The sequence below is a fragment of the Micromonospora sp. LZ34 genome (assembly GCF_052981855.1).
Genome location: NZ_JBRIQN010000046.1, coordinates 32207 through 46269 on the forward strand (window position 1 = coordinate 32207; position 14063 = coordinate 46269).

Here is a 14063-nt window from a genome sequence, read left to right on the forward strand (position 1 = left end):
GGACGGGAGGCGGCGGGGTCGGGCGGGGAGCCGGCTGAGGCCGGGTGGGCTCGGTGAAGGGCCTGGCAGGGCGGCCGGCGCCGCGGCCCGGCGGGGAGGGCGGGGGAGGCCGGGCGGGCTCGGTGAAGGGCCTGGCAGCGCGGCCCGGCGGGCAGGGCGGGGGAGGGTGGAGGCGAGGGGCCCGCATGGGAGAATTGGCCCCGGTCCCGCCGCCGCGACCGGCTACCGTCGCGCGGCGTCCCGGCGCAGGTCACCCGGCCGCGCGCCCGCGGGTCCGGTTTCGCCACCGCTGTCGAGATCGCCAGGAGCCTTGATGGACGCCGTGTTCTCCGTACCCGAGCCCCGCAACGAGCCGGTACGCAACTACGAGCCGGGCAGCGCCGACCGGGAGCGGCTCCAACGGCGACTGGCCGAGCTGGCCGCCGAGCGGATCGACCTGCCGATGACCATCGCCGGTGAGCAACGGATGGCCGGCGGCGAGTCGATCGACGTGGTCCAGCCGCACAAGCACGCGCACGTGCTGGGCGTCACCGCGCACGCCACCCACGACGACGCCCGCGCGGCGGTCAAGGCGGCCAAGGACGCCGCCCCGATGTGGCGGGCGCTGCCGTTCGAGGAGCGGGCGGCGATCTTCCTGCGCGCCGCCGAACTGCTCGCCGGCCCCTGGCGGGACACCCTGAACGCGGCCACCATGCTCGGCCAGTCCAAGACCGCCATCCAGGCGGAGATCGACTCGGCCTGCGAGTTCATCGACTTCCTCCGGTTCAACGTGCACTTCGCGCGCCGGCTCCTGGCCGAGCAGCCGCTCTCGTCGGCCGGCACCTGGAACCGGTTCGACCACCGGCCGCTGGAGGGCTTCGTCTACGCGATCACCCCGTTCAACTTCACCGCGATCGCCGGCAACCTGCCGTCGGCGCCGGCCCTGCTGGGCAACACCGTGGTCTGGAAGCCGGGTCCGACCCAGCAGTTCGCCGCGCACTTCACCATGCGGCTGTTCGAGGCGGCCGGGCTGCCGGCCGGTGTGATCAACATGGTCACCGGTCGGGGCGAGGAGGTCTCCGACGTGGTGCTCGCCGACCCCGACCTGGCCGGCATCCACTTCACCGGCTCGACCAAGGTCTTCCAGCACCTGTGGAAGACCGTCGGCGACAACATCTCCCGCTACCGGGGCTACCCGCGGCTGGTCGGCGAGACCGGCGGCAAGGACTTCGTCGTGGCGCACTCCAGCGCCGACGTGGACGCCCTGCACACCGCCCTGATCCGCGGCGCCTACGAGTACCAGGGCCAGAAGTGCTCGGCGGCGTCCCGGGCGTACGTGCCGCGGTCGATCTGGGAGGGCGGGCTGCGGGACCGCCTGGCCGCCACCGCGGAGTCGCTCACCTACGGTGACGTCACCGACTTCGGCAACTTCGGCGGCGCGGTGATCGACGCCAAGGCGTTCGACCGGCACACCGCCGCGCTGGAGCTGATCGGCGGCGACGACACCTGCCGGATCATCGCCGGGGGCACCGCCGACGACTCGGTCGGCTACTTCGTCCGGCCGACCCTGTTCGAGTGCACCGACCCGGCGCACGAGACGTTCACCACCGAGTACTTCGGCCCGATCCTCGGCGTGCACGTCTTCGACGACGCCCGCTTCGACGAGGTGGTCGCCCAGGCCGAGTCGATCGCCCCGTACGCGCTGACCGGTTCGATCTTCGCGACCGACCGCCAGGTGGTCGACGCGGTGGCGGAGAAGATGCGGTACGCGGCCGGCAACTTCTACATCAACGACAAGCCGACCGGTGCGGTGGTCGGGCAGCAGCCGTTCGGCGGCGCCCGGGCCAGCGGCACCAACGACAAGGCCGGCTCCTGGCACAACCTGGTGCGCTGGATGTCGCCGCGGACGATCAAGGAGACCTTCGTCCCGCCGACCGACCACACGTACCCGCACATGGGCTGAACCGGCGACGGTGGCCGGCGGCGCGTTCCGCGTCGCCGGCCACCGGTCCGTCGGCGGTGAGCGGGGGCCGGAGCGCGGCGGTAGCGTGGCGCGATGAGCCACCCCACCCCCGCGTACGACCCCCGGTTCGGTGAGCAGGGTGGCCTGCTCACCTACAGCGACTACCTGCGGCTGGCCGACCTGCTCGCCGCGCAGGTGCCGGAGTCCGATCCGGCCTCCCACGACGAACTGCTCTTCATCACCATCCACCAGGTCTACGAGCTGTGGTTCAAGCTGCTGCTGTCCGAACTCTCCGACGCCCGGGACCGGATGCTCGCCGGCGAGACCTACCTGCCGCGGGTGCGGCTGGAGCGCTGCCACGTGGTGGAGCGGGTGCTGATCGGCCAGGTTGACGTGATCGACACCATGACCCCCCAGGACTTCCTGGTCTTCCGGACCAAGCTCGCCCCGGCCTCCGGCTTCCAGTCGGTGCAGTTCCGGGAGATCGAGTTCCTCTCCGGGCTGAAGGACCCGGACTTCCTGCGCCGGTTCCGGGGACTGTCCGCCGCGGACCGGGAGCGGCTGGAGCGGCGGCTGGCCGAGCCGAGTCTCTGGGACGGCTTCCTGGCCGTGCTCGACCGGGCCGGCTTCGACGTCTCCCAGGCGGAGGCGCGCTTCGCGGCGTACGCCACGATCGCCGCGGACCGGGAGCGGTTCGGGCCGCTGTGGGATCTCGCGGAGGCGCTGGTCGCCCACGACCAGGCGTTCTCGCTGTGGCGGGCCCGGCACGTGCTGATGGCCGAGCGGCAGATCGGCACCAAACCGGGCACCGGCGGCTCGGCCGGCGGGGCGTACCTGCGCTCCCGGGTGGAGACCCGGTTCTACCCGGAACTGTGGGAGCTGCGCAGCCGGTTGTGAGGCATCGACGCTCCGCCACGGACTGTCTTGCGCCGACAGTGCACATAGGAACCCCTACCGGGTGGCGAAACTGTGAAATCCTGGACGGAGGGTCGGCAAAGTGGCAGCGTGAGGGGCATGGCGGATTCCGGAGTCAACCCCACGGCGGCGGCCCTGCTCGGGCTGCTCCATGAGGGCCCCATGACAGGTGGCCAGTTGATGGCCGCCGCCGAGCGCCGGCTGGCGCCGTACTGGTCGATGACCCGCAGTCAGGTCTACCGGGAGTTGCCGGTGCTCGCCGAGCGAGGGCTCGTCCGGATGGGCAAGCCCGGCCCGCGCATGAGCCAGCCGTACGCGATCACCGCGGCCGGAAAACGGACGTTCTCCCGCTGGTTGGCGGAGGATCCCGGGCGGGACACCATCCGCAACCCGATCGCGCTGCGCATCGCCTTCGGTGACCTGCACTCGCCCAGCCAGCTGCAGAACCTCCAGGCGGCGGCGAACGAATACCACACCGAGGCCCTCGCCCGGGTCCGGGAGCAGGTCAAGAGCGCCAAGAAGGAGGGCGAGACGTACGACGCCAGCGCGCTGGAGTTCGCCGTCGCCTACCACAAGGCCGCCCTGTCGTGGCTCAAGAGCGCCCCCGTCGGGTGATCCTCGGCCGACCCGCCCGCCCGGGAGCGCGGGGCTCGCAAGCTCACTCCGCACCCTCGCAGTACGCTTGTCAGTCGTGACCGCTGCCGATTACGCTGAACAGCTCAAGGACCTCGACGCCACCCTGCGCAACATCGAGTCGGTGCTCGACATCGACCGGCTGCGCGCGGACAAGGCCCGCCTGGAGCAGGAGGCGTCCGCCCCCGACCTCTGGGACGACCAGGCCAAGGCCCAGCAGGTCACCTCCCAGCTGTCGTACGTCAACGGCGAAATCGGCAAGCTGGGCAGCCTCCGCTCCCGGCTCGACGACGCCGGCGTACTGCTGGAGCTGGCCGAGGCGGAGTCCGACCCGGGCGTGCTGGCCGAGGTCGAGTCGGAGATCACCGGGCTGACCAAGGCCATCCAGGAGATGGAGGTCCGCACCCTGCTCTCCGGCGAGTACGACTCCCGGGAGGCGCTGGTCGCCATCCGGGCCGGCGCCGGCGGCGTGGACGCGGCGGACTTCGCCGAGATGCTGCTGCGGATGTACCTGCGCTGGGCCGAGCGGCACGGCTACCCGACCGAGGTCTACGAGACCTCGTACGCCGAGGAGGCGGGCCTGAAGTCGGCCACCTTCACGGTCAAGGTCCCCTACGCCTACGGCACGCTCAGCGTCGAGTCGGGCACCCACCGGCTGGTCCGGATCAGCCCGTTCGACAACCAGGGCCGCCGGCAGACCAGCTTCGCCGGCGTCGAGGTGCTGCCGGTGGTGGAGCAGACCGACCACATCGACATCCCCGAGAACGAGATGCGGATCGACGTCTACCGCTCCTCGGGGCCGGGCGGGCAGAGCGTGAACACCACCGACTCGGCCGTGCGGATCACCCACCTCCCGACCGGCATCGTGGTCACCTGCCAGAACGAGAAGTCCCAGCTGCAGAACAAGGCCTCCGCGCTGCGGGTGCTCCAGGCCCGGCTGTTGGAGCGCAAGCGGCAGGAGGAGCAGGCCAAGCTCCAGGGGCTCAAGACGGACGCCGCCGGCTCGTGGGGCGATCAGATGCGCTCGTACGTGCTGCACCCTTATCAGATGGTGAAGGATCTCCGAACCGAGCAGGAGACCGGCAATCCGTCGTCGGTCTTCGACGGCGACCTGGACGCCTTCATCGAGGCCGGGATCCGGTGGCGCAAGCAGCAGCAGCTCGCTGGCGACAGTGCGTGACCGGGCACGGGCGGAGCGCTTCGTCGATCTTCCCGATACGCCCTAGATTGATGACTCGCCCCGCAACCGCGGGGCGTGGGGCTTGGCTCTTCCGTTACACCGCGTAGACTCACCACCCGTGATTCAGCTTGAGCAAGTGACGAAGACGTACCCGAAGGCGTCCCGGCCTTCGCTCGACAACGTGTCCGTCTCGATCGAGAAGGGCGAGTTCGTCTTCTTCATCGGTCCATCCGGCTCCGGCAAGTCCACGATCATCAAGATGCTGCTGCACGAGGTCACGCCCAACAAGGGCCGGGTCATCGTGAACAGCAAGGACGTCACCTCGATGCGCTCCTGGAAGCGACCCCACTTCCGGCGCTCGATCGGCTGCGTCTTCCAGGACTTCCGGCTGCTGCCGAACCGCACCGCCTACGAGAACGTGGCGTTCGCTCTCGAGGTGATCGGCAAGACCAAGGCGGTCGCCCGCCGGGTCGTGCCGGAGGTGCTGGAGCTGGTCGGGCTCGGTGGCAAGGAGCACCGCTACCCGCACGAGCTCTCCGGTGGTGAGCAGCAGCGGGTCGCCGTCGCCCGGGCGTTCGTGAACCGCCCGCTCATCCTGCTCGCGGACGAGCCGACCGGAAACCTGGACCCGGACACCTCGATCGAGATCATGCGCCTGCTGGACCGGATCAACCGCACCGGCACGACCGTCGTGATGGTCACGCACGACTCCAACATCGTGAACCAGATGCGCCGCCGCGTCATCGAGATCGAGAGCGGCCGCATCGTGCGCGACCAGGCCCGCGGCGTCTACGGGTGAGCCGAGCGGCCACCCCCAGCCGTACGACCTGACGACGAACACCTCACGCCGGAGAGCCGGAGGAATTCCCGATGCGGATGAAGTACGTCCTGTCCGAGGTACTGGTCGGACTGTGGCGCAACGTCACCATGACCATCGCCATGATCATCACCATGGCGGTGTCGTTGTTCATGCTTGGCGCGAGCGGCCTGCTGTACCAGAAGGTCGGCGACATGAAGGACCTCTACTACGAGAACGTCGAGGTCTCGATCTTCCTGGACCAGGAGGTGACCGAGCAGCAGCGCACCGACCTGGACGCCAAGCTCAAGGGCGACCCCCTGGTCGAGGAGGTGCACTACGTCAACAAGGACGAGGCGTACAAGCGCTTCCAGGAGATGTACCAGGACGCCCCCGACCTGGTGAGCGCGGTCAAGCCGGACCAGCTGCCCGAGTCCTTCCGGCTCGAGCTGGTCAACCCGGAGCAGTACAAGAACATCTACGACCAGTACAAGGACGCCGAGGGGGTCGACGAGATCGTCGACCAGAGCCGGCTGCTGGACAAGGTCTTCGGCGTGCTCAGCGGGATCCAGAACTTCGCGCTGGCCATCGCGGTCGTGATGGCCATCGCCGCGCTGCTCCTGGTCGCCAACACGATCCAGGTGGCCGCGTACAGCAAGCGGCGTGAGGTCGCGGTCATGAAGCTGGTCGGCGCCTCCAACTGGTTCATCCAGGCGCCGTTCGTGCTGGAGGCCGTGGTCGCCGGCCTGATCGGCTCGATCTTCGGCCTGGTCGCGCTGGCCGGGCTGAAGGTCGCCGCCGGCGGTGGCTCGTTGGCCGCCCTGGAGGGCCTGATCACGCCGATCTCCTGGTCCGACATCGCCCTGACGTTCCCGCTGATGGCCGCCGTCGGTGGTCTCGTCAGCGCGGTCACCGCCTGGGTCACGCTCCGCTTCTACCTGCGGGTCTAGTTACCGTACGGCTCTCCGAGGGCCCTCCCGCGCCGGAATAAACGGTGCGGGAGGGTCCTTGTCATTCGGGTAGCATGATCTCCGCCCCGGGCCGGTCCGACCGGTCACGGGTCACCTGGAAGGGGGTGGCGCCGATGCCACGGGAAAAGGGACGCAAGGTCGTCGCCTCCAACAAGAAGGCCCGGCACGACTACTCGATCCTCGACACCTACGAGGCGGGGATGGCGCTGACCGGCACCGAGGTCAAGTCGCTGCGGGCCGGGCGGGCGTCGCTGGTCGACGCGTTCGCCCAGGAGCGCAACGGCGAGCTCTACCTGCACGGGATGCACATCCCCGAGTACACCCAGGGCACCTGGACCAACCACGAGCCCCGGCGTACCCGGAAGCTGCTGCTCAAGCGGCTGGAGATCGACCGGCTGATCGGCAAGACCCGCGAGGGCGGCCTCACCATGGTGCCGTTGCAGGTCTACTTCTCCGACGGCTGGGCGAAGGTGGAGATCGCCCTGGCCAAGGGCAAGAAGTCGTACGACAAGCGGCAGGACCTCGCCAAGCGGGACGCGGACCGGGAGATCGCCCGGGTCAGCGGCCGGCGCGGCAAGGGAATGAACGACTAACATATCCGCTTCGTCCCGGTCGGCACGCCCGGCCGGGGCTCGGGATGAAACCCGTTGCGGCAGGCGTTAGGCTTGATGGTGCCGCCGACAGGGGCGGCCCGTCGAGGGGGTGACTGGTTTCGACTTCGTACGTTGCGGCAGGGGAAGCGAGCCGAGGAAGCCGACGTCGTCTCGAGAATCGTTCGTCGGAAACCAATAAGCGCCAAGAACAATCGCGCTGACTTCGCTCTCGCCGCCTGAGGCGAGTAGTGAGTCTGTCGGCCTGGGAGCGCCTTCGACCCAGTTAGCCGGCATCAGCTAGAAGGCTGGCCAACCGGACCCGGTCGCGGGGTCCGTGCGGCGAGATCAATCAGCGACTGGGCCCGTCACACCGACTCGCTCGCGTGATCGGAGGGGCCGAGTAGAGGCACAGCGAGCTGCGCTCGGAGAAGCCCTGACAAACCGGCGAAGGACCCGGGTTCGATTCCCGGCACCTCCACCACCTGACCTGTGCGCCCCGGTCCACCGGACCGGGGCGCACAGTCGTCTCCGGACCCGGTGCGGCCGGGTCGCCGGATCACCCCTGCCCGCGGTGGGTTTGCGGGCGTGTCCGCTGGGGCCGGTGTGACCTGCGGGAGCAGCGAGGCACACGGGACGGATGAGGCGGGCCCGCACCCTGGACACCGGGCACCGACGGGTCCACCATCGCTGTACGCGGTCAGACGCAGCGCGGGGAGGTGCCCATGGTCACCGGTCCGATCCAGCAACCGTCAGCCGTCTTCGAGGAGGTCCGCCCGCAGGACGCCGTCCACCGGGCCACCCTGGCCGGCGACCTCCACGCCCTGACCCGGGCGTTGGCCGTCCCGCCCGGGGAGCCGCGCTGGCGGGAACGGCTCGTGCTCCGACTGGGGCCGGTGGGGCAGGGCTTCGCGGAGCACGTCCAGGTCACCGAGGGGCCCTGCGGCCTGTATGCGGAACTGCTCGCCCACGCCCCCCGCCTGGCCCGTGGGGTGCGGCTGCTGACCCGCGAACACGCCACGATCGGAGCCGCGCTCGCCGCCCTTCAGGAGGCCGTGGAACGGCCCGGGGTGCCGGTCGACGACCTGTGGGTCGGCACCAGGCACCTGCTGCGGGTGCTGGGCCGGCACCGGCAGCGCGGCGCGGACCTGCTCTGGCAGGCGTACCAGACGGATCTCGGCGGGGAGACCTGAGCGGCCCGGCGGCAGTGCCGGGAACCGGGCCGGCCGGGCCGGCGTCGAATCCGGTATGCGTCGATCAGTCGCCCTGCTGGGTCTGCCCCTGATGGTGATCGTGGCCGGCTGCGCGCCGGCCGGCTCCGACGGGGGGCCCGCCGCCCCAGACCACCGGCAGGAGGCCTTCGCGCAGCGGGCCACCGAGGTGGCCGAGGCGTGGCGGCCCGGCCCGGCGTGGCGCAGCGGGTATGTGCCGATGCAGGAGCCGACCGTGCTGCTCGGCGATCCCGGCTTCACTCCGGAGACCGAGGCGGCCTTCCGGGCGGGTTGGTACCGCGAGCAGATCGAGCTGCCCACCGCCCGCCCGGCGGACGGCACCATCCGGTTCCCGGACGGCACCCTCACCGTCCCGCTGGTCACCGCGGCGGAGGCGTACCGGCAGCTCGACCAGGGAGACCCGCCGCCCTGTCCGGGGCGGCCGACGGAGCCCGACCGGCCGAAGTCCGGCCCGACCATCGAGCCGGGTCCGGACGGCCCGGTGAGCAGCAGCCCGCAGACCGCGTGCGTCCCGCTGACCGTCACCGAGGTGCGGCTCGGCACCGCTGCGGTGCGCACCAGCCGGGGCGAGGCGCAGGTGCCGGCCTGGCTGTTCACCGTGGCGGAACTCGGCGCGCCGGTGGCCCGGGTCGCGGTCGCCCCGGGCGCGACCGCCGCCGTACCCGAGCCGACCGCGCCGGGCCGGCCTGCGCCGGACGGGGTGGTCGGCGCGCAGGACCTCGAAGCGGTCGACGGCGCGACGGTGACCTACCGGCTCGGCGTGGGCGCGTGCGACAGCGGCATCACCCCGCTGGTGCAGGAGCACGACGACGTGGTGGTGGTCGGTGGCGGCGTGGTCCGCGCCACCGGCGTCTGCACCGCGATCCTCAAGCTCCAACCGGTCACCGTGACGCTGGCGGCGCCGCTGGGCGCCCGCCCGGTGCTCGACGTGCTCACCGGCACCCCGCTGCGGCTCACTGCGAACTGACGCTCGACGCCGGACGGTCAGAGGATCGCCGGCACGTCGGTGCTGATCGGCACCGGCAGCACGGTCGGCCCGTCCGCCCGCAACCCGGCGGCCACCGCTTCGCCGAGCTGCTCCGGCGTCTCGACCACCTGCGCGGCGCAGCCGTAGCCGCGGGCCAGCGCGGTGATGTCCATCCCGGGCAGGTCCAGCCCGGGCACCCCGGGGGTGTGCTTGAACTCGGCGAACGCCTTGAGGATGGCGTACTGCTGGTTGACCGGGACCACGACCACCAGCGGCAGCCGCAGCCGCGCGGCGGTCCAGAGCGACTGCACCGAGTAGTGGAAGGAGCCGTCGCCGATCACCGCCACCACCGGCCGGTGCCGTCCGGTGTCCCGCTCGGCGAGCGTGACCCCGACCGCCGCCGGCAGGCCGTAGCCGAGGCCGCCGCTGGCCATGGTGAAGTACGACGCCGGCCGGGTGATCCGCAGCCGGCGGCGCAGCGCCGGCAGGTTGGACGGGGTCTCCTGGATCAGCACCCCGTCGGCCGGCCAGTGCCGGGCCAGCGCGGCGAAGAGCGCGTCGGCGCTCAGCGGTCGCCCGTCCGGGGGCGGCGCCGGCTCCGCGCGCAGCGGCGGAGCCGGCCGGTCGGTGGCGGGCAGCAGGTCGAGCAGGGCGGCCAGGGCCAGCCCGGCGTCGCCGAGCAGGCTGTCGCCTACCGGGGCACGGGCCGCCTCGTCCGGATCGTCCGTGACGTGCAGCAGCCGGGTGCCCTCGGGCAGGTGGTCGCCCGGCACGTGCGGGTAGTAGCGGAACACCGGGGCGCCGACGACCAGCACGGTGTCCCGCCCGCGCAGCTTCTCGGCCAACGGCCCCATCGCGAACGGGAGCACCCCCTGGTAGTGCGGGTGGTCCTCGGGGAAACAGGCCCGCTCCGGCGCGGGCGCGGACCAGACCGGCGCGGCCAGCCGCTCGGCCAGGGCCACGGCGGCCGGCCAGCCGCCGGCCCGGTCCACCGCCGCGCCGAGCACCAGGGCGGGTGCCCGGCTGTCGGCCAGCACGGCGGCGAACTCCCGCAGCCGCTGTGGATCCGGGGCGTACCGGGTGGCCACGGTGCGCACCGGCGGTGGCGGATCGGCGGGCTGCGACCAGTCGTCGAGCGGGAGCGAGAGGTAGACCGGGCCGGACGGCGGCTGCACCGCGGTCGCGTACGCCCGCATCAGCGCGGCCGGGATGTCCTGCGCGCGGACCGGCTCGTGGCTCCACTTCACGTACGGCTGGGGCAGTTCGGTCGCGCGGCGGTTGGTCAGCCGCGGCTCGGCCAGCAGCATCTCCCGGTTCTGCTGGCCGGCGGTGACGATCAGCGGGGTGCGGTTGTGCCAGGCGGTGACCAGGTTGCCCATCCCGTTGCCGGTGCCCGGTGCGGTGTGCAGGTTGACGTGCCCCGCCCGGCCGGTGGCCTGTGCGTACCCGTCGGCCATCCCGACCGCGGACGCCTCGTGCAGGGCGAGCACGTAGTGGAAGTCGTCCGGGAAGTCCTTCAGGAACGGCTCCTCGGTGGAGCCGGGATTGCCGAAGACGGTGGTCAGGCCGAGGGCGCGCAGCAGGTCGTACGTCGTGTCACGGACCGTTGCCATCGCCACCCAATCTATCGGCGCAGACCGGGCGTGTCGGGCGATTCGCCCGCGCTCCCCGGGTCAGGGCAGCGCGAAGGGCAGCTTGATCCCGTCCAGCGCCCGACCGCAGTAGCAGTTCCGCTCGGCGGGTAGCTCGGCGAGGGCCGCCAGCAGCAGCCCCCGCAGCCGGTCGGTGTTCTCCCCGAAGACCCGGAACACCTCCTCCTGGGTCACCGCGCCGCCGCCCTCGACGCCGGCGTCCAGGTCGGTGACCAGAGCGATCGACGAGTAGCAGAGGGCCAGCTCGCGGGCCAGCACGGCCTCCGGGTGGCCGGTCATGTTCACCACCGTGCCGCCGATCGAGGCGAGCCAACGGGACTCGGCGCGGGTGGAGAAGCGGGGGCCCTCCACCACCACGACCGTGCCGCCGTCCACCGCCGGGATGTCCCGGTCGGCCGCCGCGGCGAGCAGCGTGCGCCGGCCGTTCGGGCAGTACGGGTCGGCGAAGGAGACGTGCACCGCGCCCTGGTCGTAGTAGGTCTGGGTCCGGCCGCTGGTCCGGTCGATCAGCTGGTCCGGCACCACGAACGTGCCCGGCCCGAGGTCCGGGCGGAGCCCGCCGACCGCGCACGGGGCGAGCACCTGCCGCACCCCCAGCGACCGCAGCGCCCAGAGGTTGGCCCGGTAGGGGATCAGGTGCGGCGGGTGCCGGTGGTCCCGGCCGTGCCGGGGCAGGAACGCCACCCGGCGGCCGGCCACCTCGGCGATGGTGACCATGTCCGACGGCGGCCCGTACGGTGTCTCCACCTCGTGCTCGGTGGCGCCGTCGAGCAGGGCGTAGAGGCCCGATCCGCCGATCACCGCGAGTTCCGCCGTCGGGCCCATCGGTCCTCCCCTTTTCCTGTCGATCACGCGCCTGTCAGACCTTAACCAGCGCCCCGGGCGCAGGCTATGGTGCCAGGCATGGCGTTGACAGCGCGGATGGTCCCGGAGGCCCCTGCCCACCCGGCGGGCAACGGGCGCCGCGTCCGGCCGCACGGCTGACGGGTGTACGGGATGCAGGGAGAGGGACAGGCGATCGGCGGGCGGGCGATGGAGTCGATGACCGGGCGGCTGCTGGTCGCGACTCCGGTGCTCAAGGACCCGAACTTCGATCGTACGGTGGTGCTGCTGGTCGCCCACGAGCCCGGCGGGGCGCTCGGCGTGGTGCTGAACCGGGCCACCGAGGTGCCGGTCGCGGACGTGCTCGGCGACTGGAACGACCTGGCACGCCACCCGGCGGTGCTCTTCGAAGGCGGCCCGGTGCAGCCCGACTCGGCGATCTGCCTGGCCCGGATGCGCAACCCGGTACGCCGGCTCAAGGGCTTCCACCAGGTCTCCGGCGCGGTCGGCACGCTGGACCTGTCGGTCGACCCGGAGCGGCTGCGGGAGAGCATCACCGGCATCCGGGTCTTCGCCGGCTACTCCGGCTGGGGCTCGGGGCAGCTGGAGCAGGAGATCGAGGACGGCTCCTGGTTCGTGCTGGACGCGCTGCCCGGCGACGCCTTCGTCGACCGCCCCGACGACCTGTGGCCGATGGTGCTGCGCCGGCAGGGCGGCATGATGGCGGCGGTGGCCCACTTCCCGCCGGACGTGGCGCTCAACTGAGTCGCCGGCGTCCCGGTGGCGGCATCTGCCGGCGGGCGGCACCCCCGCGAGATGACCATGCCGGCGGGCGTGTGTATAGTTCTCCCAGTGCCCGGGCGACCGGGTAGCAGCAAGGGGCCGTGGCGCAGCTGGTAGCGCACCACACTGGCAGTGTGGGGGTCAGGGGTTCGAGTCCCCTCGGCTCCACCCTTTCACGACCAGGGCGTTCGTCGCAATGACGGACGCCCTTCGTCATTTCGGACACCAGAAGTAGCCAAGCAAGTAGCCACAGCTACCGCTCCTCGCCCCACAGCACGTTCTTCATGGCGTCGGCCGCCTGAACGAGCTGGGTGGGCATGACGTGGCTGTAGATGTTCGTGGTGATGCCGATCTGGGAGTGGCCCAGGAGTTCCATGAGCACCCGGGCTGGCACGGTGACTCCGAGACGGGCAAGGTGCTCCGGTGGGAGTTCGACACAGAGGACGAGGCCCGGTCGATGTTGCGTCTTGTTCAGGCCGACGGCGGCCAGGGGCGTGAGCAAACCGGCGACGCGGCCACACAGCCGTCGAGTTAAGGCCGGCCGGCTGCCGGCGATGCCTAGAAGTCATCCGAGCCCCCTGCTCGCCTTCTAGCTTGGCAGCCGCGCTGGTCCGCGGGTTGAGCCTACCGACGGCGCGTGGCAGGCTCGTGCGCCATGATCGATGATTTCGCGAAGGAGTACCTGCACAGCGACCTGCGAGAGATCCGCGAGACGATGCTGTGGAAGCTCGACGGGTTGCCCGAGTACGACATCCGCCGCCCTTTGACCTTGACTGGGACCAACCTTCTCGGCCTGATCAAGCACCTGTCGATCTCGGAGTCCTGGTACTTCGGCGAGGTCTTCGAACGGCCGTTTCCCGAGCCCCTGCCCCGGTGGGACGACGTCCGGGAGCGCGGCGCACTTATGTGGGCGACGGAGTACGAGACCCGCGAGGAAATCATCGACCGTTACCGGCGCGTGTGGGAGCACTCGGACGCGACGATCACCGCTCTCGCCATCGACTCTCCTGGCCACGTGCCCTGGTGGCCACGCCCCGACGTGAAGCTGTTCAACATCCTGGTCCACGTGCTCACCGAGACCAACCGGCATGCCGGACACGCCGACATCCTGCGCGAACAGCTCGACGGCTCGACCGGGATGGCAGCCCAGTACGCGAACACGCAGCGCGATGCGGCGTTCTGGGAAGCCCAGCTCGCGAGGATCGAGCGGGCTGCCAAGGCAGCCGTCACCAAGCTCGATCACGATGAGTCCATCAACGCACACGACTGAACCGCGACGCGGCCACCCAGCCGCCGACATGAGGCCGGCCGGCTGCCGTGGATGTCGGGCTCCACTTGATGGATTACGCATCTGTTCCAGTTGATGGGTGACAGTTCGTCGGCCGACGGTGCCAGGTCGTCACACTTTGTGACGGATCCGCTGCCTGCTACCGGGCGACGGACAGTGCGCGCCAGGGACGCGCGGACAGCGGCATAGCGGACGTCCGCGCACTACTCGTTGATGAGCTGCTCTCGAAGAATGTCTGCGTGCCCACAGTGCTGGGCGAGCTCGCGCAGCACGTGGAGATACACCCACCGCA

Annotated in this window: 15 protein-coding genes, 1 tRNA gene and 1 other RNA gene; 13 read left to right on the forward strand and 4 right to left on the reverse strand. The window is 71.2% G+C overall.

Features of this window, described 5'->3' with window-relative positions:
- Positions 1 to 313 precede the first annotated feature (313 nt).
- The 10 genes from pruA (at position 314) to ACVCAH_RS31060 (ending at position 9226) form a co-directional block, all read left to right on the forward strand.
- Entirely contained in the window at positions 314 to 1942 is a 1629-nt protein-coding gene (gene pruA / locus ACVCAH_RS31015; RefSeq protein WP_447139787.1) for an L-glutamate gamma-semialdehyde dehydrogenase, read from the forward strand.
- Between the two features lie 93 nt (positions 1943 to 2035).
- Positions 2036 to 2839 (forward strand): tryptophan 2,3-dioxygenase, encoded by an 804-nt coding sequence (locus ACVCAH_RS31020; RefSeq protein WP_447139788.1) that lies wholly within the window; start codon positions 2036 to 2038, stop codon positions 2837 to 2839.
- A 117-nt stretch (positions 2840 to 2956) separates the two neighbouring features.
- On the forward strand, positions 2957 to 3472 hold the full coding sequence (locus ACVCAH_RS31025; RefSeq protein WP_447139789.1) for a PadR family transcriptional regulator: 516 nt from the start codon (positions 2957 to 2959) through the stop codon (positions 3470 to 3472).
- 76 nt (positions 3473 to 3548) lie between these two features.
- Positions 3549 to 4670, forward strand: coding sequence for a peptide chain release factor 2 (prfB, locus tag ACVCAH_RS31030; protein ID WP_447139790.1), 1122 nt, complete (start codon positions 3549 to 3551; stop codon positions 4668 to 4670).
- A 118-nt stretch (positions 4671 to 4788) separates the two neighbouring features.
- Entirely contained in the window at positions 4789 to 5469 is a 681-nt protein-coding gene (gene ftsE / locus ACVCAH_RS31035) for a cell division ATP-binding protein FtsE (RefSeq protein WP_007455859.1), read from the forward strand.
- A gap of 71 nt (positions 5470 to 5540) precedes the next feature.
- Entirely contained in the window at positions 5541 to 6416 is an 876-nt protein-coding gene (gene ftsX, locus ACVCAH_RS31040) for a permease-like cell division protein FtsX (RefSeq protein WP_447139791.1), read from the forward strand.
- Positions 6417 to 6550: 134 nt separating this feature from the next.
- Positions 6551 to 7030 (forward strand): SsrA-binding protein SmpB, encoded by a 480-nt coding sequence (gene smpB, locus ACVCAH_RS31045; protein WP_447139792.1) that lies wholly within the window; start codon positions 6551 to 6553, stop codon positions 7028 to 7030.
- Between the two features lie 105 nt (positions 7031 to 7135).
- Positions 7136 to 7511, forward strand: a transfer-messenger RNA (tmRNA) gene (ssrA, locus tag ACVCAH_RS31050).
- Positions 7512 to 7752: 241 nt separating this feature from the next.
- Positions 7753 to 8220, forward strand: a complete 468-nt coding sequence (locus ACVCAH_RS31055; protein WP_447139793.1) for a hypothetical protein — start codon at positions 7753 to 7755, stop codon at positions 8218 to 8220.
- 55 nt (positions 8221 to 8275) lie between these two features.
- Positions 8276 to 9226, forward strand: a complete 951-nt coding sequence (locus tag ACVCAH_RS31060) for a hypothetical protein (protein WP_447139794.1) — start codon at positions 8276 to 8278, stop codon at positions 9224 to 9226.
- A 17-nt stretch (positions 9227 to 9243) separates the two neighbouring features.
- Here ACVCAH_RS31060 and mdlC read toward each other — a convergent pair whose 3' ends face one another.
- Together mdlC and ACVCAH_RS31070 are read right to left on the reverse strand one after the other, a co-directional pair.
- The gene (mdlC, locus tag ACVCAH_RS31065; RefSeq protein ID WP_447139795.1) at positions 9244 to 10839 is read right to left on the reverse strand and encodes a benzoylformate decarboxylase; all 1596 of its coding nucleotides are present in this window, start codon (positions 10837 to 10839) and stop codon (positions 9244 to 9246) included.
- Positions 10840 to 10899: 60 nt separating this feature from the next.
- Positions 10900 to 11703, reverse strand: coding sequence for an S-methyl-5'-thioadenosine phosphorylase (locus tag ACVCAH_RS31070; protein ID WP_447139796.1), 804 nt, complete (start codon positions 11701 to 11703; stop codon positions 10900 to 10902).
- A gap of 171 nt (positions 11704 to 11874) precedes the next feature.
- On the opposite strand from ACVCAH_RS31070, the gene ACVCAH_RS31075 reads away from it, so the two are divergent.
- Positions 11875 to 12465, forward strand: a complete 591-nt coding sequence (locus ACVCAH_RS31075; RefSeq protein WP_447139797.1) for a YqgE/AlgH family protein — start codon at positions 11875 to 11877, stop codon at positions 12463 to 12465.
- A 113-nt stretch (positions 12466 to 12578) separates the two neighbouring features.
- A tRNA-Ala gene (locus tag ACVCAH_RS31080) sits at positions 12579 to 12651 on the forward strand.
- Positions 12652 to 12736: 85 nt separating this feature from the next.
- On the opposite strand, the gene ACVCAH_RS31085 is transcribed toward ACVCAH_RS31080, so the two are convergent.
- Positions 12737 to 12865, reverse strand: a complete 129-nt coding sequence (locus ACVCAH_RS31085) for a hypothetical protein (protein WP_447139798.1) — start codon at positions 12863 to 12865, stop codon at positions 12737 to 12739.
- 273 nt (positions 12866 to 13138) lie between these two features.
- Between ACVCAH_RS31085 and ACVCAH_RS31090 the strand changes: the two genes are divergently transcribed.
- Positions 13139 to 13753 carry a DinB family protein gene (locus ACVCAH_RS31090; protein WP_447139799.1) on the forward strand — a complete coding sequence of 205 codons (615 nt, stop codon included), beginning with the start codon at positions 13139 to 13141 and terminating at the stop codon, positions 13751 to 13753.
- Between the two features lie 221 nt (positions 13754 to 13974).
- On the opposite strand, the gene ACVCAH_RS31095 is transcribed toward ACVCAH_RS31090, so the two are convergent.
- Complete coding sequence (locus ACVCAH_RS31095; protein ID WP_447139802.1) at positions 13975 to 14055, reverse strand: mycothiol transferase; 81 nt, start codon at positions 14053 to 14055, stop codon at positions 13975 to 13977.
- Positions 14056 to 14063: the final 8 nt, after the last annotated feature.